14 protein-coding genes are annotated in these 15,865 nt (G+C 58.5%); 8 read left to right on the forward strand and 6 right to left on the reverse strand.

From position 1 onward, the window contains the following. Nucleotides 1-117: 117 nt before the first annotated feature. The 4 genes from AC6I1V_RS08240 to AC6I1V_RS08255 all read left to right on the forward strand — a co-directional run bounded on the left by AC6I1V_RS08240 (nucleotide 118) and on the right by AC6I1V_RS08255 (nucleotide 3,797). On the forward strand, nucleotides 118-975 hold the full coding sequence (locus AC6I1V_RS08240) for an EamA family transporter (RefSeq protein WP_302552980.1): 858 nt from the start codon (nucleotides 118-120) through the stop codon (nucleotides 973-975). Nucleotides 976-1,001: 26 nt separating this feature from the next. Then, nucleotides 1,002-2,081: a DUF2157 domain-containing protein gene (locus AC6I1V_RS08245; protein WP_486855027.1), complete on the forward strand. Its 1,080-nt coding sequence runs from the start codon at nucleotides 1,002-1,004 to the stop codon at nucleotides 2,079-2,081. Nucleotides 2,082-2,085: 4 nt separating this feature from the next. Beyond that, nucleotides 2,086-3,258, forward strand: a complete 1,173-nt coding sequence (locus AC6I1V_RS08250; RefSeq protein ID WP_302552982.1) for a metallophosphoesterase — start codon at nucleotides 2,086-2,088, stop codon at nucleotides 3,256-3,258. Between the two features lie 155 nt (nucleotides 3,259-3,413). Continuing rightward, the gene (locus tag AC6I1V_RS08255) at nucleotides 3,414-3,797 is read left to right on the forward strand and encodes a hypothetical protein (RefSeq protein WP_302552983.1); all 384 of its coding nucleotides are present in this window, start codon (nucleotides 3,414-3,416) and stop codon (nucleotides 3,795-3,797) included. 1,434 nt (nucleotides 3,798-5,231) lie between these two features. On the opposite strand, the gene dnaJ is transcribed toward AC6I1V_RS08255, so the two are convergent. The 3 genes from dnaJ to AC6I1V_RS08270 all read right to left on the reverse strand — a co-directional run bounded on the left by dnaJ (nucleotide 5,232) and on the right by AC6I1V_RS08270 (nucleotide 8,142). Beyond that, entirely contained in the window at nucleotides 5,232-6,365 is a 1,134-nt protein-coding gene (gene dnaJ / locus AC6I1V_RS08260) for a molecular chaperone DnaJ (RefSeq protein WP_302554712.1), read from the reverse strand. Nucleotides 6,366-6,396: 31 nt separating this feature from the next. Further along, nucleotides 6,397-6,633, reverse strand: a complete 237-nt coding sequence (rpoZ, locus tag AC6I1V_RS08265) for a DNA-directed RNA polymerase subunit omega (protein WP_302554713.1) — start codon at nucleotides 6,631-6,633, stop codon at nucleotides 6,397-6,399. Between the two features lie 135 nt (nucleotides 6,634-6,768). Next, nucleotides 6,769-8,142 (reverse strand): L-serine ammonia-lyase, encoded by a 1,374-nt coding sequence (locus AC6I1V_RS08270; RefSeq protein WP_308772104.1) that lies wholly within the window; start codon nucleotides 8,140-8,142, stop codon nucleotides 6,769-6,771. A gap of 267 nt (nucleotides 8,143-8,409) precedes the next feature. Here AC6I1V_RS08270 and AC6I1V_RS08275 point away from each other — a divergent pair, with 267 nt between their 5' ends. Continuing rightward, nucleotides 8,410-9,021, forward strand: coding sequence for a MarC family protein (locus tag AC6I1V_RS08275; protein ID WP_302554715.1), 612 nt, complete (start codon nucleotides 8,410-8,412; stop codon nucleotides 9,019-9,021). 685 nt (nucleotides 9,022-9,706) lie between these two features. Here the strand turns inward: AC6I1V_RS08275 and AC6I1V_RS08280 are convergent. Next, a complete protein-coding gene (locus AC6I1V_RS08280) occupies nucleotides 9,707-10,729 on the reverse strand; it encodes a DHH family phosphoesterase (protein WP_486853492.1) in 1,023 nt (340 codons plus the stop codon). An 89-nt stretch (nucleotides 10,730-10,818) separates the two neighbouring features. On the opposite strand from AC6I1V_RS08280, the gene AC6I1V_RS08285 reads away from it, so the two are divergent. Next, the gene (locus tag AC6I1V_RS08285; RefSeq protein WP_486853493.1) at nucleotides 10,819-11,484 is read left to right on the forward strand and encodes a Maf family protein; all 666 of its coding nucleotides are present in this window, start codon (nucleotides 10,819-10,821) and stop codon (nucleotides 11,482-11,484) included. Between the two features lie 466 nt (nucleotides 11,485-11,950). Here AC6I1V_RS08285 and AC6I1V_RS08290 read toward each other — a convergent pair whose 3' ends face one another. Together AC6I1V_RS08290 and AC6I1V_RS08295 are read right to left on the reverse strand one after the other, a co-directional pair. Beyond that, nucleotides 11,951-12,868 (reverse strand): type II secretion system protein, encoded by a 918-nt coding sequence (locus tag AC6I1V_RS08290; protein ID WP_497737101.1) that lies wholly within the window; start codon nucleotides 12,866-12,868, stop codon nucleotides 11,951-11,953. A 161-nt stretch (nucleotides 12,869-13,029) separates the two neighbouring features. Next, a complete protein-coding gene (locus tag AC6I1V_RS08295) occupies nucleotides 13,030-14,037 on the reverse strand; it encodes a tRNA dihydrouridine synthase (protein ID WP_308771725.1) in 1,008 nt (335 codons plus the stop codon). Nucleotides 14,038-14,207: 170 nt separating this feature from the next. On the opposite strand from AC6I1V_RS08295, the gene def reads away from it, so the two are divergent. Beyond that, a complete protein-coding gene (def, locus tag AC6I1V_RS08300; RefSeq protein ID WP_302553233.1) occupies nucleotides 14,208-14,726 on the forward strand; it encodes a peptide deformylase in 519 nt (172 codons plus the stop codon). Continuing rightward, nucleotides 14,727-15,731 carry a methionyl-tRNA formyltransferase gene (gene fmt, locus AC6I1V_RS08305; protein ID WP_486853495.1) on the forward strand — a complete coding sequence of 335 codons (1,005 nt, stop codon included), beginning with the start codon at nucleotides 14,727-14,729 and terminating at the stop codon, nucleotides 15,729-15,731. It begins immediately after the preceding gene. Nucleotides 15,732-15,865 lie beyond the last annotated feature (134 nt).

Genomic DNA, 15,865 nt, shown 5'->3' on the forward strand with positions numbered 1-15,865 from the left:
GATAAGGGCAAAAGTCTTTGAAGAGGGAGGGAAGGGGGTACGGGGGAAGGGAGGGGGAAACTTTCTCCAGAAAGTTTCCCCCTCCCTTCCCCCGCAAACCTCTTACCCCCTTGCGCCATGAAAGTGTCCACAACGTCGCCCTTCTTCTCCGTAGCGCTGCTGGTGATATCCATGCTGTCGATCCAGTGCAGCGCGTCGCTTGCCAAGTCCGTTTTTCCGATCATCGGCCCTGAGGCGACGACGGCCCTGCGCCTTATGTTCGCGGCGCTGGTGCTGCTTCCGGTGATGCGCCCGTGGCGGGCGAAGCTCACCCGCAGCCAATGGCGGCCCATCATCCTCTACGGCCTGTCTACGGGCCTCATGAATATGTGCTTCTATCAGGCCATCAGCCGCATCCCGCTGGGCGTGGGCGTGGCGCTGGAGTTCACCGGGCCGCTGGCGATAGCCATGCTGGGTTCGCGCCGCCTCATCGACTTCCTGTGGATAGCGCTGGCTGTCGGCGGCCTGTTCCTGTTGTTGCCCATCCACGAATTTTCCGGCAATCTCGATCCCGTGGGCGTGGCCTTCGCGCTCGGAGCCGGGTTCTGCTGGGCCATGTACATCTTCTTCGGCAAGCGGGCCGGGAATGCCGGGGGCGGCGCATCCGTCTCGCTCGGCATGATCGTCGGGGCCTGCGCCATCCTGCCCTTCGGCGTGGCCTCGGCGGGGGCGTCCATGTTCTCCATGTCCGTACTCCCGCTGGCCCTGCTGCTCGGCGTATTCTCCTCGGCGCTGCCCTATGGGCTGGAAATCGTCGCCCTCAAGCAGCTTCCCGCGCAGACTTTCGGCATCCTGATGAGCATGGAACCCGTCCTCGCGGCCCTGTCGGGCATCATTTTCCTCGGAGAGCAGCTCAACGTGGCTCAATGGGTAGCTCTGGCCTGCATCATTGTGGCCTCCATCGGCGCAACACTGACTATCCGCCGCAAAAGCTGACGCGGCGGCCCCTCAAGGAGAAGGCGATGAAGGTTCCCAAAAAACAGGCCGCCGTAATCCGCGCCGCCATTGAGGAATGGCGGGCATCCGGGCTTCTGGACGAAGAAACCGGCAAGCGGCTTCTCGACGACCTGACGCCGCTGTCCTTCGACTGGTACAGGCTTGGCCGCTATGCCTTGTGGGGTGCCCTTGCGTGCATACTCATCGGCGTGGCCGCCCTGCTCGGCAACGAACTGTTCCTTGAACTCATCAGCCGCCTTTTCGACATGACGGAACTGGGGCGCAGCCTGTTCCTGATCCTTGCGGCGGCGGGCCTGTTCTTCTGGGGCGTACGGCGGCGCAGGAGGGCCCCCCGGAAACGGCTGACCAATGAGGGCCTGTTTTCCCTCGGCGTGCTGGCCATTGCGGGCTCGCTCGCCTCACTCGCCGCATGGCTTTATGCCTACGGCGGGGAACATATCGGCTCCAGCCTTTCCAGCCTGTTCCTGCTTGCCGCCGCCATATACGGCGCGCTGGGGCTGCTGCTCGATTCCCGGCTGATCTGGGTTTTCGCCCTGCTCTCGTTCGGAAGCTGGCTCGGTGCCGAAACGGGGTACAGCTCCGGCTGGGGGGCCTATTATCTGGGGATGAATTACCCCATGCGCTTCGTGCTGCTCGGCCTGCTCCTGTGCGGGCTCTCCGTCCTCTTCAAACGCAATGCCCACTGGGGCCGGCTGGCGGCCTTCGAGCGCAGCACGCTCTCGGTGGGCCTGCTCTATCTGTTCATCAGCCTGTGGATACTTTCCATCTTCGGCGACTACGGCGACATGGCCTCATGGTATCGCGCCCGCCATATGGAACTGTTCCACTGGTCTCTCCTTTTCGGAGCGGCGGCCTGTGCCGCCATATGGCTCGGCGTGAAGGACGACGACGCCATGCTGCGGGGGTACGGGCTTGTCTTTTTGGGCCTGAACCTCTACACACGCTTCTTTGAATGGTTCTGGGACAGCCTCAACAAAGGGCTGTTCTTCATCATCGTCGGCCTCAGCCTCTGGGCCCTCGGCGCCCACGCCGAACGGCTCTGGAATCTGGGGAAAAAGCCCTCATCATCCCCAAAGGATGCCTGACATTATGAGCATGATCACGCTGTTTTCCGCCTTTATGGGCCTGTACGTCATCATCCGGCTTATCCTGCCCTCTGGCATGAATTGGCCCCTCAAATTCGTCCTCAGCCTCTTCGCGTTCGCCTGCGCCGAAAAGCTCCTCCTGACCAAACTCGTCTACGGCACGATGGGCGCGTTTATGCCCGAACCCGTACAGCTCGCCTCCGGCTATCTCCATTCCGCCGTAACCATCCTGTTCCTGCTGCTCGTGGTGCGGGACGCGCTCCTGCTCCTCACGTGGCCTTTCCGCCGCTCCGCAGGCCGGCAGCGTAAAATTTTCTACGGGCATAAGGAAAAAAGGCCCGCATCGGGATTCTGGGCCTTCACGCTGGTGCTGCTCGCACTGGCCCTGTCCGGCTACGGCATGAGGGAAGCCCTGCGCGTCCCTTCCGTGCGTGAAGTCCGCATGCAAATCCCCGGCCTGCCTGACGCACTGAACGGGTTCCGCATCGCGCAGCTTTCCGATCTGCATATCGGCCCCACGTTCGGCAAGGCATGGCTGGCGGACGTGGTGGCCCGCACGGATTCGCTCAACCCCGATCTCATCGTTATCACCGGCGACGTGGTGGACGGCTCCCCGTCACGCCTTGCCGAAGACGTGGCCCCCTTAGCGGATCTCAAGGCCAAGTACGGCGTCATCCTCACGCCCGGCAACCACGAATATTATTCCGGGCTCCAACAATGGCTGCCCGTTTTCCAGAGCCTCGGCATGCGCGTACTCATGAACGAAAACACGCAGATCCGGGTCAACGGCACGCCGCTCGCCATTGCCGGGGTGACGGACACGGCCGCCCTCAACTGGGGGCTGGAAGGCCCTGATCCCGAAAAGGCGCTCTCCGGCCTCTCCAAGGACATCGCCAAGATCATGCTCTCGCACCGCCCCTCGCTCGCGCCGGAAAGCGCCAAGGCCGGGGCCTCGCTCCAGCTTTCCGGGCACACGCACGGCGGGCTCGTCCTGCCCATCGCCCCCCTCATTGCGGCGTTCAACGGCGGCTATGTCAGCGGGCCCTATACCGTGGATGGGATGCCGCTTTACGTCAGCAGGGGCTCAGGGCTTTGGGGCGGCATGCCGCTGCGTCTGTTCGTCCCCTCGGAAATCACCTTCATTACACTGACCGGAACGGGATTCGACGCAAACTGACGCCCTGCGGCGGGGGAAAAGATGCCTCCCCCGTCCGCGCCAATCGTTTTTTTGCATTCTCTCATGGGAGAACTTCGCCTTCCCGTTGACACCGGAGGATCGGCAGTGCTAGCATTCTCGCTTATAAATCAATAACTACCGGGCAGGTAAAAACGATGACCGATGACGCGCCCACTTCCAGAGCAAACATTGTCCTGCATCTGGACAACGGGGCTGAGATGCAGTTTTCCGGGCGTCCCTTCGCCGGGGGGTCGTGGTTTGACGAAGAAACCGGCGAATTGACGCGCCAGAAGCTTTATGCCACGGAATCCGGCGAGCATATTTATTCCATCGTGACCGGCAAAGGGCAGCAGCGCAGCCGCCGGGCCTACCGCGTTTCCCTGCATGGCGAAGCCTGTACCATCAACGACGGGCGCACCGAGATGACCCTTGATCTCGATATGCTCATGCTGGCTGTCCGGGCCCTCTCCGGCCTTGAAAAGGACGACGCCCCCACCCTCGACATGGTTGAGGAAACCCTCCGCGCCGCGAATTGCTGAAAAAATTGGGGAGGGGGAAGGGAGCCTTTTGAAAAAGGCCCCCTTCCCCCTCCCCAAACCCCACCCCCATCCCCCTAAAACTTTCATCTTTATCGAATCCCTGACCGCGGCCCTTCTGCAAGCGTCGAGGACGGTTCCTTTATGGGCCTAGAACATTTTCAATGTGAAAATGCTCTTCTGTCTGGGAAGCATGCGGTCACTGGGAGCACAAACACTATGTACTTGCCCTGTTCAATGTCGAAGTGAGCGTTCCTTACATGGTAACATTATAAAGTTTTGAGGCTGTGTCCCAGAAAATAGTTGATGCTTTTTTCCTTGAAATTCCAAAGGAATAACCAGAAAAACGCCTCAGCTATGGATTCAGCCAAGGGGAAAACTGGAGAAAAAGGCTGTCTTTTCACCGTGTTGTGGAGATGAAACAACCACAGACTATGACAGAGCCAATTTTGAAGTTAATTTACTCTAGGTTGTGTCGTTAACTAGATATAATATATTGAAATTATTTAACTATTTTCAAGCTACAAAAAAGATTATTATAAACAATTTCAAATAGTTATGTATAAAAATAACGACGCAGCCGAAAAATGAAGAGAGAAGATATATGGTATCCGTATTATGTGCTCGCAAAAGAGTTCATAATCCGTGCACCTGCTGGTAGGTTGTAAGAAATGGCTGTAGCATAGAAAGGATTGATGCTTTTTTTCTTGAAATTCCAAAAGAATAACAAAAAAATACGTTGGCTATGGATTCCGACAAGAGAAAAAGTGGATAAAAAATCTGTATATTCACCATGCGGTGGATATGAAACAACCACATGCTATGACAGAGCCTAAGAAATGCGCGCGCGCGAGAGAGAGAGAGAGAGAGAGAGAGAGAGAGAGAGAGAGAGAGAGAGCTTGTGTGGTGTCCAAGTGGAAGTGAATGAGTTAAAAAAGTATATTCTCCATAAGATACGAAAGGCTGTGTCATAGGAAACAGTTGATGCTTTATTCCTTGAAGTTCCAAAGGAATAACTAACAAAATGCTCCAATTATGGAGTCCATCAGCGGAAAATCGGATAAAAAGTCTATATTTTCAGTATACTGTAAAATAAAACAACCACATACTTTGACAGAACTACACGAAAAAGCGCGTACGGGGCACACATCTTTACTGCTGAACAGTGTTGAACAATTGGCGAAAATCCATTCACAACTCTCCAAAAGCATCTTTCACCGGCCTCTCCCGGAAACGACAAAGCCGCCCGAAACCAAGAGTTCCGGGCGGCTGCCTCTTTTTTCGCAGAGTTCCTGCGCTTCCCCTTCCCTAATGGAAGATCTCCCGAACTTCCGAACAGGGATTCAATAAGGACGAAAGTCTTGGGAGGGTGAGAGGGGAGTTTGAGGGGGGAGAGGGAACCTTTCTGGAGAAAGGTTCCCTCTCCCCCCTCAATATTTACTTCTTCTTTTTCTTGCCCTTGCCGCCAAGAAGGTTCTCGACGCCCTTGATGATCTTGTCGCCGATGGACTCCTCAGCGCTTGATTCAAACTCGCGGAGCAGCTCTTCCTGACGCGCGGAAAGATTGGTCGGCGTCTTCACGAGGATCTCAACCAACAGGTCGCCGTTGCGCTTCTGGTTGAGATAGGGCAGCCCCTTGCCGGGCAGGCGGAGCACCGTCCCGCTCTGTGTGCCTTTGGCAATCTTGAGCTCCAGATCACCGTCAAGGCCGGGAACCGTCATGGTATGCCCAAGGGCGGCCTTCACAAAGGAGATCTCCCGTGTCAGGACAAGATCCTGCCCCTGACGGCGGAACGTCTTGTCCTCGTCCACCGTAATGAACACGTACAGGTCACCGTTGGGGCCGCCGTTGGTTCCGGCTTCGCCTTCATTGCGGAGGCGGAGACGGGTTCCGGTGTCCACACCGGCAGGGACGCGAACCGAAAGCTCGCGGGTTTCCTGCACCTGCCCCTTGCCCCGGCATTTGGGGCAGGGCTTGGAGATGGTGTATCCCTCACCGTGGCAGGCCGGACAGGGAACCACGAACTGGAAAAAGCCCTGCGAATTCCGAACCTGGCCGGAGCCGCCGCACTGGCGGCAGGTTTCGCGGGATGTCCCCGGCGCGGCGCCCGTGCCGTGGCATTCCCCACAGGTGGTCATCCGGGGGATGTTCAGGGTGATTTCCGCACCCCTCGCCGCCTGCGCGAAGGTGATGTTCAGATTATAGCGCAGATCCGCGCCCGCCGTGGGGCGAGGCCCGCCGCGGCGCGTGCCGCCCATGCTGAACCCGAACATATCCCCAAAGATATCGCCGAAATGGGCGAAGATATCTTCGGCGGACCCAAAGCCTCCGAAGTCGCCGTTGTTGCCGACACCGGCGTGACCGAACTGATCGTACCTCGCCCGGCGTTCCGGATCGCGCAGCACTTCGTAGGCTTCGGCGGCCTCTTTGAAACGCTGTTCGGCTTCGGGGTTGTCGGGATTGTGGTCAGGGTGGTTTTGCAGTGCCATCTTGCGGTAAGCCCGCTTGATTTCGTCTTCCGACGCATCGCGGGCTACACCGAGAACTTCATAGTAATCGCGTTGGGCCATAGCGGTTCAAATCTTTCCAGACAAAAGGGGCTTAGTCGTCCATGTCAAGTTGCGTTTCGCCTACGGGCATACGATACTGGGACATATCCTCAGGGAAGACCTTTCCGGCGGCGATTTCACGCAGCGCGGTCACGGCTTCCTTGTTGCGCGACTCGACCAGAGGCTCGTAGCCTTCACGGTACTGCCGCACGCGTTTGATCGCCATCTGTACGAGGAGAAACCGGTTTTCGACGCGTTCCTGACAGTCTTCAACGGTGATGCGTGCCATAGTGCAGCCTCCAAAAAAGACGGGCTTCTTCCAATCTCATAACTCTAAGCCCGAAAGCATATTTGTCCAGAGGGGAAAAAACCCGGCATAGTGCATTGTGAAAGAGGCAATCAGTAACCCGCTTCCGGGCCCCTGTCAACAGGCTACCATACTTACGGCCAATCCGCCGAGTGAGGTTTCCTTGAATTTACAGCTCATTTCGCGCCCCGTCTCGGCCATTGCCGCGATTGCGGCATCAAGCGAAACCCGCTGTGAATAAGGGTCCGTGCCTGAGGTGATCACAGCCGCATTGTACGCCTTGATCGCGCCCATAGCGTTCCGCTCGATACAGGGGATCTGCACATATCCCTGCACAGGGTCGCACGTGATGCCGAGATGGTGTTCCAGCGCGACCTCAGCCGCGTTTTCGGTCACACGGGATCGGTAGCCGCGCGCATCCGCCACGAACGCCGCCGCCATTGCGGACGCCACGCCGATTTCGCCCTGACAGCCCACTTCGGCCCCGGCGATGCTCGCGTTGTGCTTGGCGATGAAGCCGACCGCAGCCGACGCGAGGAACGCTTCACGGATGGCGCGATCGCCGATGAACATTTCATGCCGCAGGGCATACACCAGCGCGGGCATGACCCCGGCGGAACCGCAGGTCGGCGCGGTGACGATGACGCCGCCGGAAGCGTTTTCCTCTGCCGTGGCAAAGGCATAGGCATTGATCCGGGTCAGGAACTGATCCGGCGAGGAGTGCATCCGGGAAGCCTGCTGCCACAGCATGCGGGCCTTGCGCTGCACCTTGAGCGGCCCCGGAAGCTGGCCTTCGCTGTCCAGCCCGCGCCGGACGCTGCTTTCCATATGATCGATGATTTGGTTTAAGGAATGGATGATGCTCGGACGCGACGCCCCGGTGATCGCCATCTCGTTGTCAAGGATGATCTCGTAAATGTTGAGGCCTTTTTCCTTCACAATGGCGCGCAATTCGGTCATGGTCGAATAGCGGTGGACAGGTTCCCCAAGAACGGGCGGTTCCCAGCCCTTCCACTGGATGAACCCGCCGCCCACGGAGTAATACTCCTGCGAATGCAGCACGTTGTCTTCGGCATCCACAAGCTCGATTACCAGCGTATTGCTGTAGGGGAAATCATGGATGATCGAGTCATGGCTCACGTCATCGACGCAAACCGACGCCTGCCCGTCACCGAGCGGACGTTTCCGGCGCGTATGGGGATCATCCATAAGCTCCTGCAGCAGGCCGGCGGGGCAGCTTTCCGGGGCCGTACCAAGCAGGCCCGCGACGACGGCGGCGTCCGTCCCGTGGCCCGTGCCCGTGGCGCTGAGGGAACCGTACAAGCGCACCCGGAAGCGCACGGCGCGCACCAGCAGATCACGCGGCAGCCCGGTGCAGGCTTCCGCAAAGTGATGTCCGGCCTTCATGGGGCCGATGGTGTGGGAACTGGACGGCCCAGGCCCCACTTTAAACAGGTCGAACAGCGTGGTATCAATGTATCGCTGAGGCATGGACATCTCCTGAATCCGGGCCTCCGGGCCCTTGTGTTGCAAGCCTCCGCCGCCCGGAAAGGACGGTCGGAAAAGCCGCTGATTTTCTCTGAACAAAAAAAGCTGAAAACCCAGCGTGTTGCCCTTGAACCCTAAAAAAAGCTCTTGAACTATCCCACGTTCCTTGTATGGTGGCCCGGCTCATTGAACAACCAATCAAGAAATGCGCCCGGTGCGAGCGATCCCCCGCGCATTCAATAACCGCTTTGCGGGGTAGTGAGAAGACGTATGGATTACAGTATCGGAGATTTTTTCAGTTCGGTCATCAAGCTTTTCGCCCTGCTGACGCCCCCCGCGGCCCTGAGCGCCTTTCTGAGCGGAACGCAGACCTACGGCGGACGCCGCAAGCGCCGCACGGCCCTGCGGACGGGGGTAGCGGTCTTCATCGTGGGGACGGTGCTGTACTTTTTCGGCGAATCGCTGTTCAGCGTATTCGGCTTCACGCTGGACGCCTTCCGCATCGGCGCCGGTGCGCTCCTGTTCCTGACGTCCGTGGCCCTCATGGGCGAACAGCGCGAGTCGCACACCCCCGACAGCCCTGACGAGGACATCAGCGTGGTTCCGCTCGCCATCCCCATCTGCATGGGGCCCGCCAGCATCGGTACGCTGATGGTTCTCGGCGCGTCCGCCCACAGCATGACGGAACGCATCATCGGTTCCGCCGCCCTCTTTGTGGCTTCGGCGCTCATCACGCTCATGCTGCTCATGGCGAACCATGTGCAGCGCATCCTCGGCAAGACCGGCCTTGCGGTGCTTTCCAAGCTCACCGGCCTGCTGCTCGCCGCCATCGCCGCACAAGTCGTCTTTACGGGCGTGAAGAATTTCTTGATTGTAGGATAAGGCGGGGGAGAAGATTGGGGAGGGGAAGGGGAAACTTTCTGGAGAAAGTTTCCCCTTCCCCTCCCCAAACCCCACCCCTTTCCCTTCAAAGACTTTCATCCTTACCCAGTCCCTGCCCTCGGCTTTCCCTGTCGGTGCTGTTAACGGCGGTGGAACAACCACATCCTGTGGTAGAGCCTAACGGATCTTATCCAACCGTTTTACATGAAAACCTGCCGAATAATCTTGTTCAGCAGACCTGTTACGTTAAAGGCGTGCCATAGAAACGGTTGATGCTTTCTTCCTTGAAATTCCAAAAAAATAGGCAATAAGGCTGTGTCAGAGAAAATGTGTTGATGCTCTTTTTCTTGAAGTTCCAAAGGAATAACCAGCAAAACACGTTAACCGTGGATTCAGCCGATGAAAAAACGGGAGAAAAAGGACATATTTTGACCTACTGCGGAGATGAAACGACCATATCCTATGGCTGAGCCTTTCCATAAAGAATGGCAACGGAACAAGATGTTCAGCCGCCCTTCCGCTTTCAAGAAAAAATGCCGCGCCGTGTCCCCTGACAAAACGGGAACGCCGCAAACAGGGATTCGATAAGGCCGAAAAGTTTAGGAGGGAGAGAGGAGGGGATCCGGGGGAGGGGAGAGGGAACCCTTTTTAAAGGGTTCCCTCTCCCCTCCCCCGGTTCACTCCCTCATTCTTCCTCTCCCCCCTCTACGTTCCCAGCTTCTTCGGCTTTCTTCTTTTGCGGCTTTTCGGTGAGCTTGCGGAAAACGAACACATCGACGCTGCGGCCCTCGGTCGCCTCAAGGGGAAATTCGGCACGCGCGAGGGCGCGGTGCCCACCCGCATTACCGAGCGCACCAAGGCGTGAAGCGGCGAATTCACCAAGATCGACATGCCCGTCGCCCCGGAAGATGACGACGACCGTATCCTTGTACACGCCGCAAACGCCAACCCACTTGATGCTGTGAACATGCGTAAAGAAATCCGCAACTACCACAAGTATATCGGGGTTCTCCACCGTATCCAGATAGCAGTAGGCCCCAGAGCCGCACTGATGCATGGACGAAAAGGCGCGCGCAAAGTATTTGAGCCACTCAGGGAGGTATTCGCTGCGGGTGATGCGCGTAAGCAAGGCGGTGTCCCCATGAGCGGCAAGATACTGATAGGCCCGCAGGTCGATTTCCGTGCCCGTGCGGGTGAACGTGGCGGTATCCGTACGGATGCCGTATTGCAGGGCGGTGGCCAGCCGGATGCCGGGCCGGATGTGGTAAGCCCGCAGGTACTCGGTGAGCAGCGTGCTCACTGCGCCGTACTGGGGCCGGATGTCCACATAGGCGGCGTCCACGGGATGCTCAGGAACAGCCGGGTGATGATCGATGACGATGGAAAACGGGATGCCCGCAAAGGCGGGGTTGTGATGCGGCTGCGAATCGACCATCGCAAAATGCGAATAGAGGTCTTTCAGCTTGTCGGTCAGCGGAAGCATGGGGATGCGCAGATACCGGATCATCGCCAGATTGTCCGGCCGCGAAATTTCATTGATCCGGGCGATGGTGACTTTCCCGGTACGATGGGACATGATCCGCTTGAGGGCCATAGCCGACGCCATCGCGTCGGGATCGGCATTGATCACGATGAGCCAGTCGTCATTGCGGTTGAATAATTCCAACAACTGCGTAAGACGCGAACTGAGTTTGCGGGTGGACGACATGATGACTCCTTTCAGATTTCCCTGTGAAGTCAGGCTAGCGCCTTCCGCAAACTTTTTCCAGTAGCATAAAGACGAAAAGGACTAAAACCGTGCAGAAAACCATGCCTTCCGGCGCATTCCGCGCTCTTCGCCCCATTATCCTCGCCTCATCCTCTCCCCGCAGGCGCGAGCTGCTCGGCAGCCTCGGCATCGACTTTGCCATCAAGGTTGTGGACGGCTCCGAACCCGCCCCCACGCTGGAAGACGATCCCGCCGCCTATGTCATGCGGGCGGCGCAAGCCAAGGCCGAAGCCGTAGCCCGCGCCGCCGCGCCCGAAACGCCCGATGCGGTGATCCTCGGCTCCGACACCATCGTCGTGCTGCATGAGGAGCACGGCCCGATCATCCTCGGCAAGCCCGCCAACCGTGACGAAGCCCTCGCCATGCTGCTGCACCTCTCAGGCCGGACGCATACCGTATATACGGGGTGCTGCATCATCGGGCCGTCGGCTCACGGGGAAAAATGGGTGGAACTGTTTTACGACGCCGCCGACGTGACGTTTGCGGAATGGCCCGAAGACGTGCTCCGCGCCTACGCAGCCACCGGAGAATGCGACGACAAGGCCGGTTCCTACGCCATACAGGGCCTCGGCTCCTTTCTTGTATCGGAAATCAAAGGCCAGTGGTCGACGATTGTGGGCCTCCCCGTGCTTGCCGTGGCGCAACGGCTTATGGCTGGGGGAAGCATTGGGGTGAAAAAAACAGCTTCGCAATAATATTAGGCCGTGCCGTCAATCAAATACAATCTATTGAAGCTATTTAACTATTTTTAAAGGCTGTGTCCTAGAAAATGGTTGATGCTTTTTTCCTTGAAGTTTCAAAGGGATAACTAGAAAAATGCCTTAGCCATAGGTTTCGCCAAGGGGAAAACTGGAGAAAAAGGCTGTATTTTCACCACACTGTGGGATGAAACAACCGCATACTATGACAGAGCCTTTTTAAATCACAAATATTATTTGGCTGTGTTATAAAAAGGCTGTGTTATAGAAAACGGTTGATGCTTTTTTCTTTGAAGCTCCAAAGGGATAACCGACAAAATGCCTTATCCGTACTCCCGCCAAGGGGAAAACCGGAGAAAAAGCCTGTATTTTCACCGCACTGTGGAGATGAAACAGCCACAAACCATAACAGAGCCTATTATTTTAAATATTTTCAAATAAGTAGATAAAAAAACGACACGGCCTAAAAAGTGAAATCTGAATGATGTATTGTTATTTCACCTAACGCATGGCTTCCATCAAAGGCAGATCCCAATCCATTGATATTAAGGCCCATCCCTTGGGCCACTTTTTTTGCGGCATCAAGGACATCCTGATTCCTATTGGCGTTTTTTGCATCGACAATTCTTATATTTTTGTGGGATGAGTCCGTAAAATACACCGTATTGATAGCCACCTCATCAGACCCGGCGTATTTTGTAAACTGGATATCCATTTTTTCGTTTGTCAACGTATTGGTAAAACAAACCTTCATCATCGCACGATTGTCATCGCCGAACTGATCCCCTCCGCCCTTTCCGAGACCCGCCATAATGCCATTTCCAAGATCAAACGCCCTGTTCAGGTAGTTGTCTTGAAACTCTCGGCTATCTCTGCCATGCTCAGGCTCTTTGCCGCCTCCCGTATGGTTATTGTTCCCATACATGAGCAGATACTCTGCCACTTCGCGGAGCGTCGTATTCAAAAACGCTGCGGCCGCTGATTCTTCATCAGCGCATGACGGCAAATACAGCTTCCCCCCGGTATCCACCGCCGCATCGTTGACGTTACGCTTGGCATACACGGCCACCCCGGCGGCCGTAAGGGGCCCGCCGCCGGCCTCACCGTCAACGCCGAGGAAAAACGCACCGAACCTGTTGTCATTATGGTCACTCAACTTACGGATTTCGTTGACTTCCTCCACAGCCTCATCACATGGCTTGCCCTGCAAAATCTGCTGCCCGAAAGAAAGCTGGATGCGGGACTGCGCTTCGGCTACGGCGGAAAGGGCGGCCTTTTTCTCGGCGTCATCCTGCACGGAAAAATATTTGGGGACGGCAACAGCCGCGAGGATGCCAAGGATGACCAGCACGGATATGATTTCGATCAGGGTAAACCCCAAACGGCAAGAAAGCCCGCAACTGATACGTCCGGAAACGTATGATACGGTAAGACCCAGACGGCAAGGAGAAGGCTTCATGAATTCCCCGGCATGGCGGTAGGGTGACAATGGGGCGGGACTGCTTATCTGTACACATAACAGATCGGCAAAGCTCTGCAAGATCACCCGGAAGAATCTTTTCCGGCTTCAAATGAGCGCAGCGCGTTTTCAAAATCCTCCCAGCTCCGGCAGGCGATGATATCCGCCCTGAGCTGTTTCGAGCCTTCGATGTGCCGGACGTAACGCGGCACGATAGTGCGCATCTTGAGCAGCGCCACCTTTTCCGTGCTGAGTTCCTTGGCGAGCCGCGCATGTTCCCGGATGCGGGCGAGCAGCGTCGCCACATCGGCAACCTCCGGTTCGCGCCCGGCGAGCAGATCGAGGTGCGCCTTGAAAATCGCCGGATCCCGCAGGGCCCCGCGCGCGTACATGACGGTGTCCACGCCCGTTTCAGCAAGGCAGCGTACCCCGTCCTCCGCCGTGAACAGGTCGCCGCTGGCGATGACGGGCAAGGAAACAAGCGATTTCAGTTCGCTGAGGCATTCCCAGCGCGCCGTCCCGGTGAACCCCTGCTTCGCCGTGCGGGGGTGCAGCGTCAGCCAGCCCGCGCCCAGCGCCTCCAGCGCCGGGGCCAGCACACGCCACGTTTCGGCGGCGGGGGAACGCCCCGGCTCATCCCAGCCGAGACGCAGCTTGAAGCCCACGCGCCCGCGCCCGGCGGCCCGGATCAGGGCTTCGGCAACGGACAGCGCATTGTCGATGTCCCTGCACATCGCCGCGCCCGCCCCCGTGCGCGCCACCTTGGGGACGGAACAGCCCATGTTGCAGTCGAACCAGACGAACCCCTTGTCCCTGAGCTGCCCGGCCGCCTCCTCCATGAAAGGCGCTTCGCTGCCGAAGAGCTGGACGACGACGGGCCCGTCCTCCGGGCAGGTGGCGAACAATTCCGCCGTACCGGGGCTCTTGTAGATGAGCCCCTTGGCGCTGATCATCTCAGTGCAGCAGACCGCCGCGCCGAACCGGCGGCACAACAGGCGGAAAGGCAAGTCCGACCATCCGGCCAGCGGCGCGAGCCACGGCTTGTCGGGAGCGAAAGGCAAAAAAACGTCGTTCGGCAAGGTGGTCACCATCGGCCGCCCGTCCGCCGCGCGGAGGTTCTCCGTCCCGGCGGCCCGGCGAGGCTTGCGTACAATCTGTACATTATTGTTCGGACAGGGTATTGATAGGGCCTCAACATAAAGGCCCAGCCGCTTCTTAACCCGTTTTAACAACGAATGCCAACCCATATACGAGATCATACATGGCTTTGAAAATAATCACTTATCCCAATCCGCTTCTTGGCAAGCCCAGCCTCCCCATTACTGAAGTCACCGACGAGATCCGTAAGCTCGCCGAAGATATGACCGAAGCGATGTACAAATCGGACGGCATCGGCATTGCCGCGCCGCAGGTGGGCCGGCTCGTCCGCCTCGTCGTCATCGACGTCACGGGCCCCGAAAAGCGCGAAGGAAAAATGGTGCTGGTCAATCCCGTATGGACGCCCCTCCCGGACGCCGGATACGTGGAAAGCGAGGAAGGCTGCCTCTCCGTGCCCGACTACCGCTCCAAAGTCCGCCGTACCGCCCGTGTCCACGTTGAAGCCACCGATCTGGACGGCAACCCCATCAGCTTCGATGCGGACGATCTCCTTGCCGTCTGCGTCCAGCATGAAATCGATCATCTGGACGGCAAGCTGTTTATCGACCGGATCAGCCGCCTCAAGCGGATGATGTTTGAAAGCAAGCTCAAGAAAGGCACCCGTCAGAGTCAGGTGAAATAGATGGCCGCCCCGGAACAAAAAATGCGCGTCGTATTCATGGGGACGCCGGACTTCGCCGCCACGGTGCTCCGCCATGTGGCGGCATGGCCCGGCTGCGAGGTCGTCGCCGCCTATTGCCAGCCCGACCGCCCCGCCGGGCGCGGGCATAAGCTCCAGCCGCCCGCCGTCAAAGTGCTGGCGCAGGAACTCGGCATCCCGGTCTTCCAGCCGCTCAACTTCAAGGACGAAGCCGACCGCGCCGCGCTCGCCGGGCTCCGCCCCGACGCGCTGGTCGTCGCCGCCTACGGCCTCATCCTGCCCCAGTCCGTGCTGGACATCCCGACCATCGGGCCTTTCAACGTCCACGGCTCGCTCCTGCCCCAGTACCGGGGCGCGGCCCCCATCCAGCGGGCAATCATGGACGGCAACCATCTCACGGGCATCACCATCATGCGTATGGAGCGCGGGCTTGATACGGGCCCCATGCTGCTCCAGCGCGCGCTCGGCATCGGCATCGACGACACCGCCGCCACCATGCACGACGAGCTGGCCGATCTCGGCGGGCGTCTCATGGTGGAAGTGCTCCGGCAATACGCCGACGGCGATCCCTCCACGCCCATCCCGCAGGAAGAGGCGCTCGCGACCTACGCCGCCAAGCTGACCAAGGCCGACGGGCACATTGACTGGGATGAAAAAGCCGCCGTCATCCATGCCCGCATCCGGGGCGTGACCCCGTGGCCCGGCGCGCAGACGGTATTTTTGCTGCCGGGGCGCGATCCCCTGCCCGCGCTGCTTCAGCCGGGCCGGGTGGGTGAGGCGTTCACCGGCGGGCAGCCCGATCCGGGAACCCTCATAGCCTTGCGGGACGGCAAGCTGCTCATCGCCTGCCGTGACGCCCTGTATGAGGTTTCCATGCTCAAGCCCGCCGGAAGCAAGCCCATGTCCGCGGAAGCCTTCTGGAACGGCTACTGCCGCTCGGCGGGCAGGGACGGCTGCGGCCGCGCCGTTTCTCCGGGAACTGCATGATTCATATGGGGGAGGGAAACCCTTCTGGAGAAGGGTTCTCCCTCCCCCATACCCCCACCCTTCCCAAGACTTTTGACTGGCGGGGCGGCAGCGCGGCGGGAGTCCCGTTGTGCGGAAAAGCGTCTTCCTTGATG

The organism is Bilophila sp. T19-St14 (assembly GCF_059728385.1).

Bases quoted from the DNA above. Each gene is read 5' to 3' on its own strand.
- AC6I1V_RS08240 (WP_302552980.1), top strand. From the start codon at position 118: ATGAAAGTGTCCACAACGTCGCCCTTCTTCTCCGTAGCGCTGCTGGTG.
- AC6I1V_RS08245 (WP_486855027.1), top strand. From the start codon at position 1,002: ATGAAGGTTCCCAAAAAACAGGCCGCCGTAATCCGCGCCGCCATTGAG.
- AC6I1V_RS08250 (WP_302552982.1), top strand. From the start codon at position 2,086: ATGAGCATGATCACGCTGTTTTCCGCCTTTATGGGCCTGTACGTCATC.
- AC6I1V_RS08255 (WP_302552983.1), top strand. From the start codon at position 3,414: ATGACCGATGACGCGCCCACTTCCAGAGCAAACATTGTCCTGCATCTG.
- dnaJ (WP_302554712.1), bottom strand. From the start codon at position 6,365: ATGGCCCAACGCGATTACTATGAAGTTCTCGGTGTAGCCCGCGATGCG.
- rpoZ (WP_302554713.1), bottom strand. From the start codon at position 6,633: ATGGCACGCATCACCGTTGAAGACTGTCAGGAACGCGTCGAAAACCGG.
- AC6I1V_RS08270 (WP_308772104.1), bottom strand. From the start codon at position 8,142: ATGCCTCAGCGATACATTGATACCACGCTGTTCGACCTGTTTAAAGTG.
- AC6I1V_RS08275 (WP_302554715.1), top strand. From the start codon at position 8,410: ATGGATTACAGTATCGGAGATTTTTTCAGTTCGGTCATCAAGCTTTTC.
- AC6I1V_RS08280 (WP_486853492.1), bottom strand. From the start codon at position 10,729: ATGTCGTCCACCCGCAAACTCAGTTCGCGTCTTACGCAGTTGTTGGAA.
- AC6I1V_RS08295 (WP_308771725.1), bottom strand. From the start codon at position 14,037: ATGGTGACCACCTTGCCGAACGACGTTTTTTTGCCTTTCGCTCCCGAC.
- def (WP_302553233.1), top strand. From the start codon at position 14,208: ATGGCTTTGAAAATAATCACTTATCCCAATCCGCTTCTTGGCAAGCCC.
- fmt (WP_486853495.1), top strand. From the start codon at position 14,727: ATGGCCGCCCCGGAACAAAAAATGCGCGTCGTATTCATGGGGACGCCG.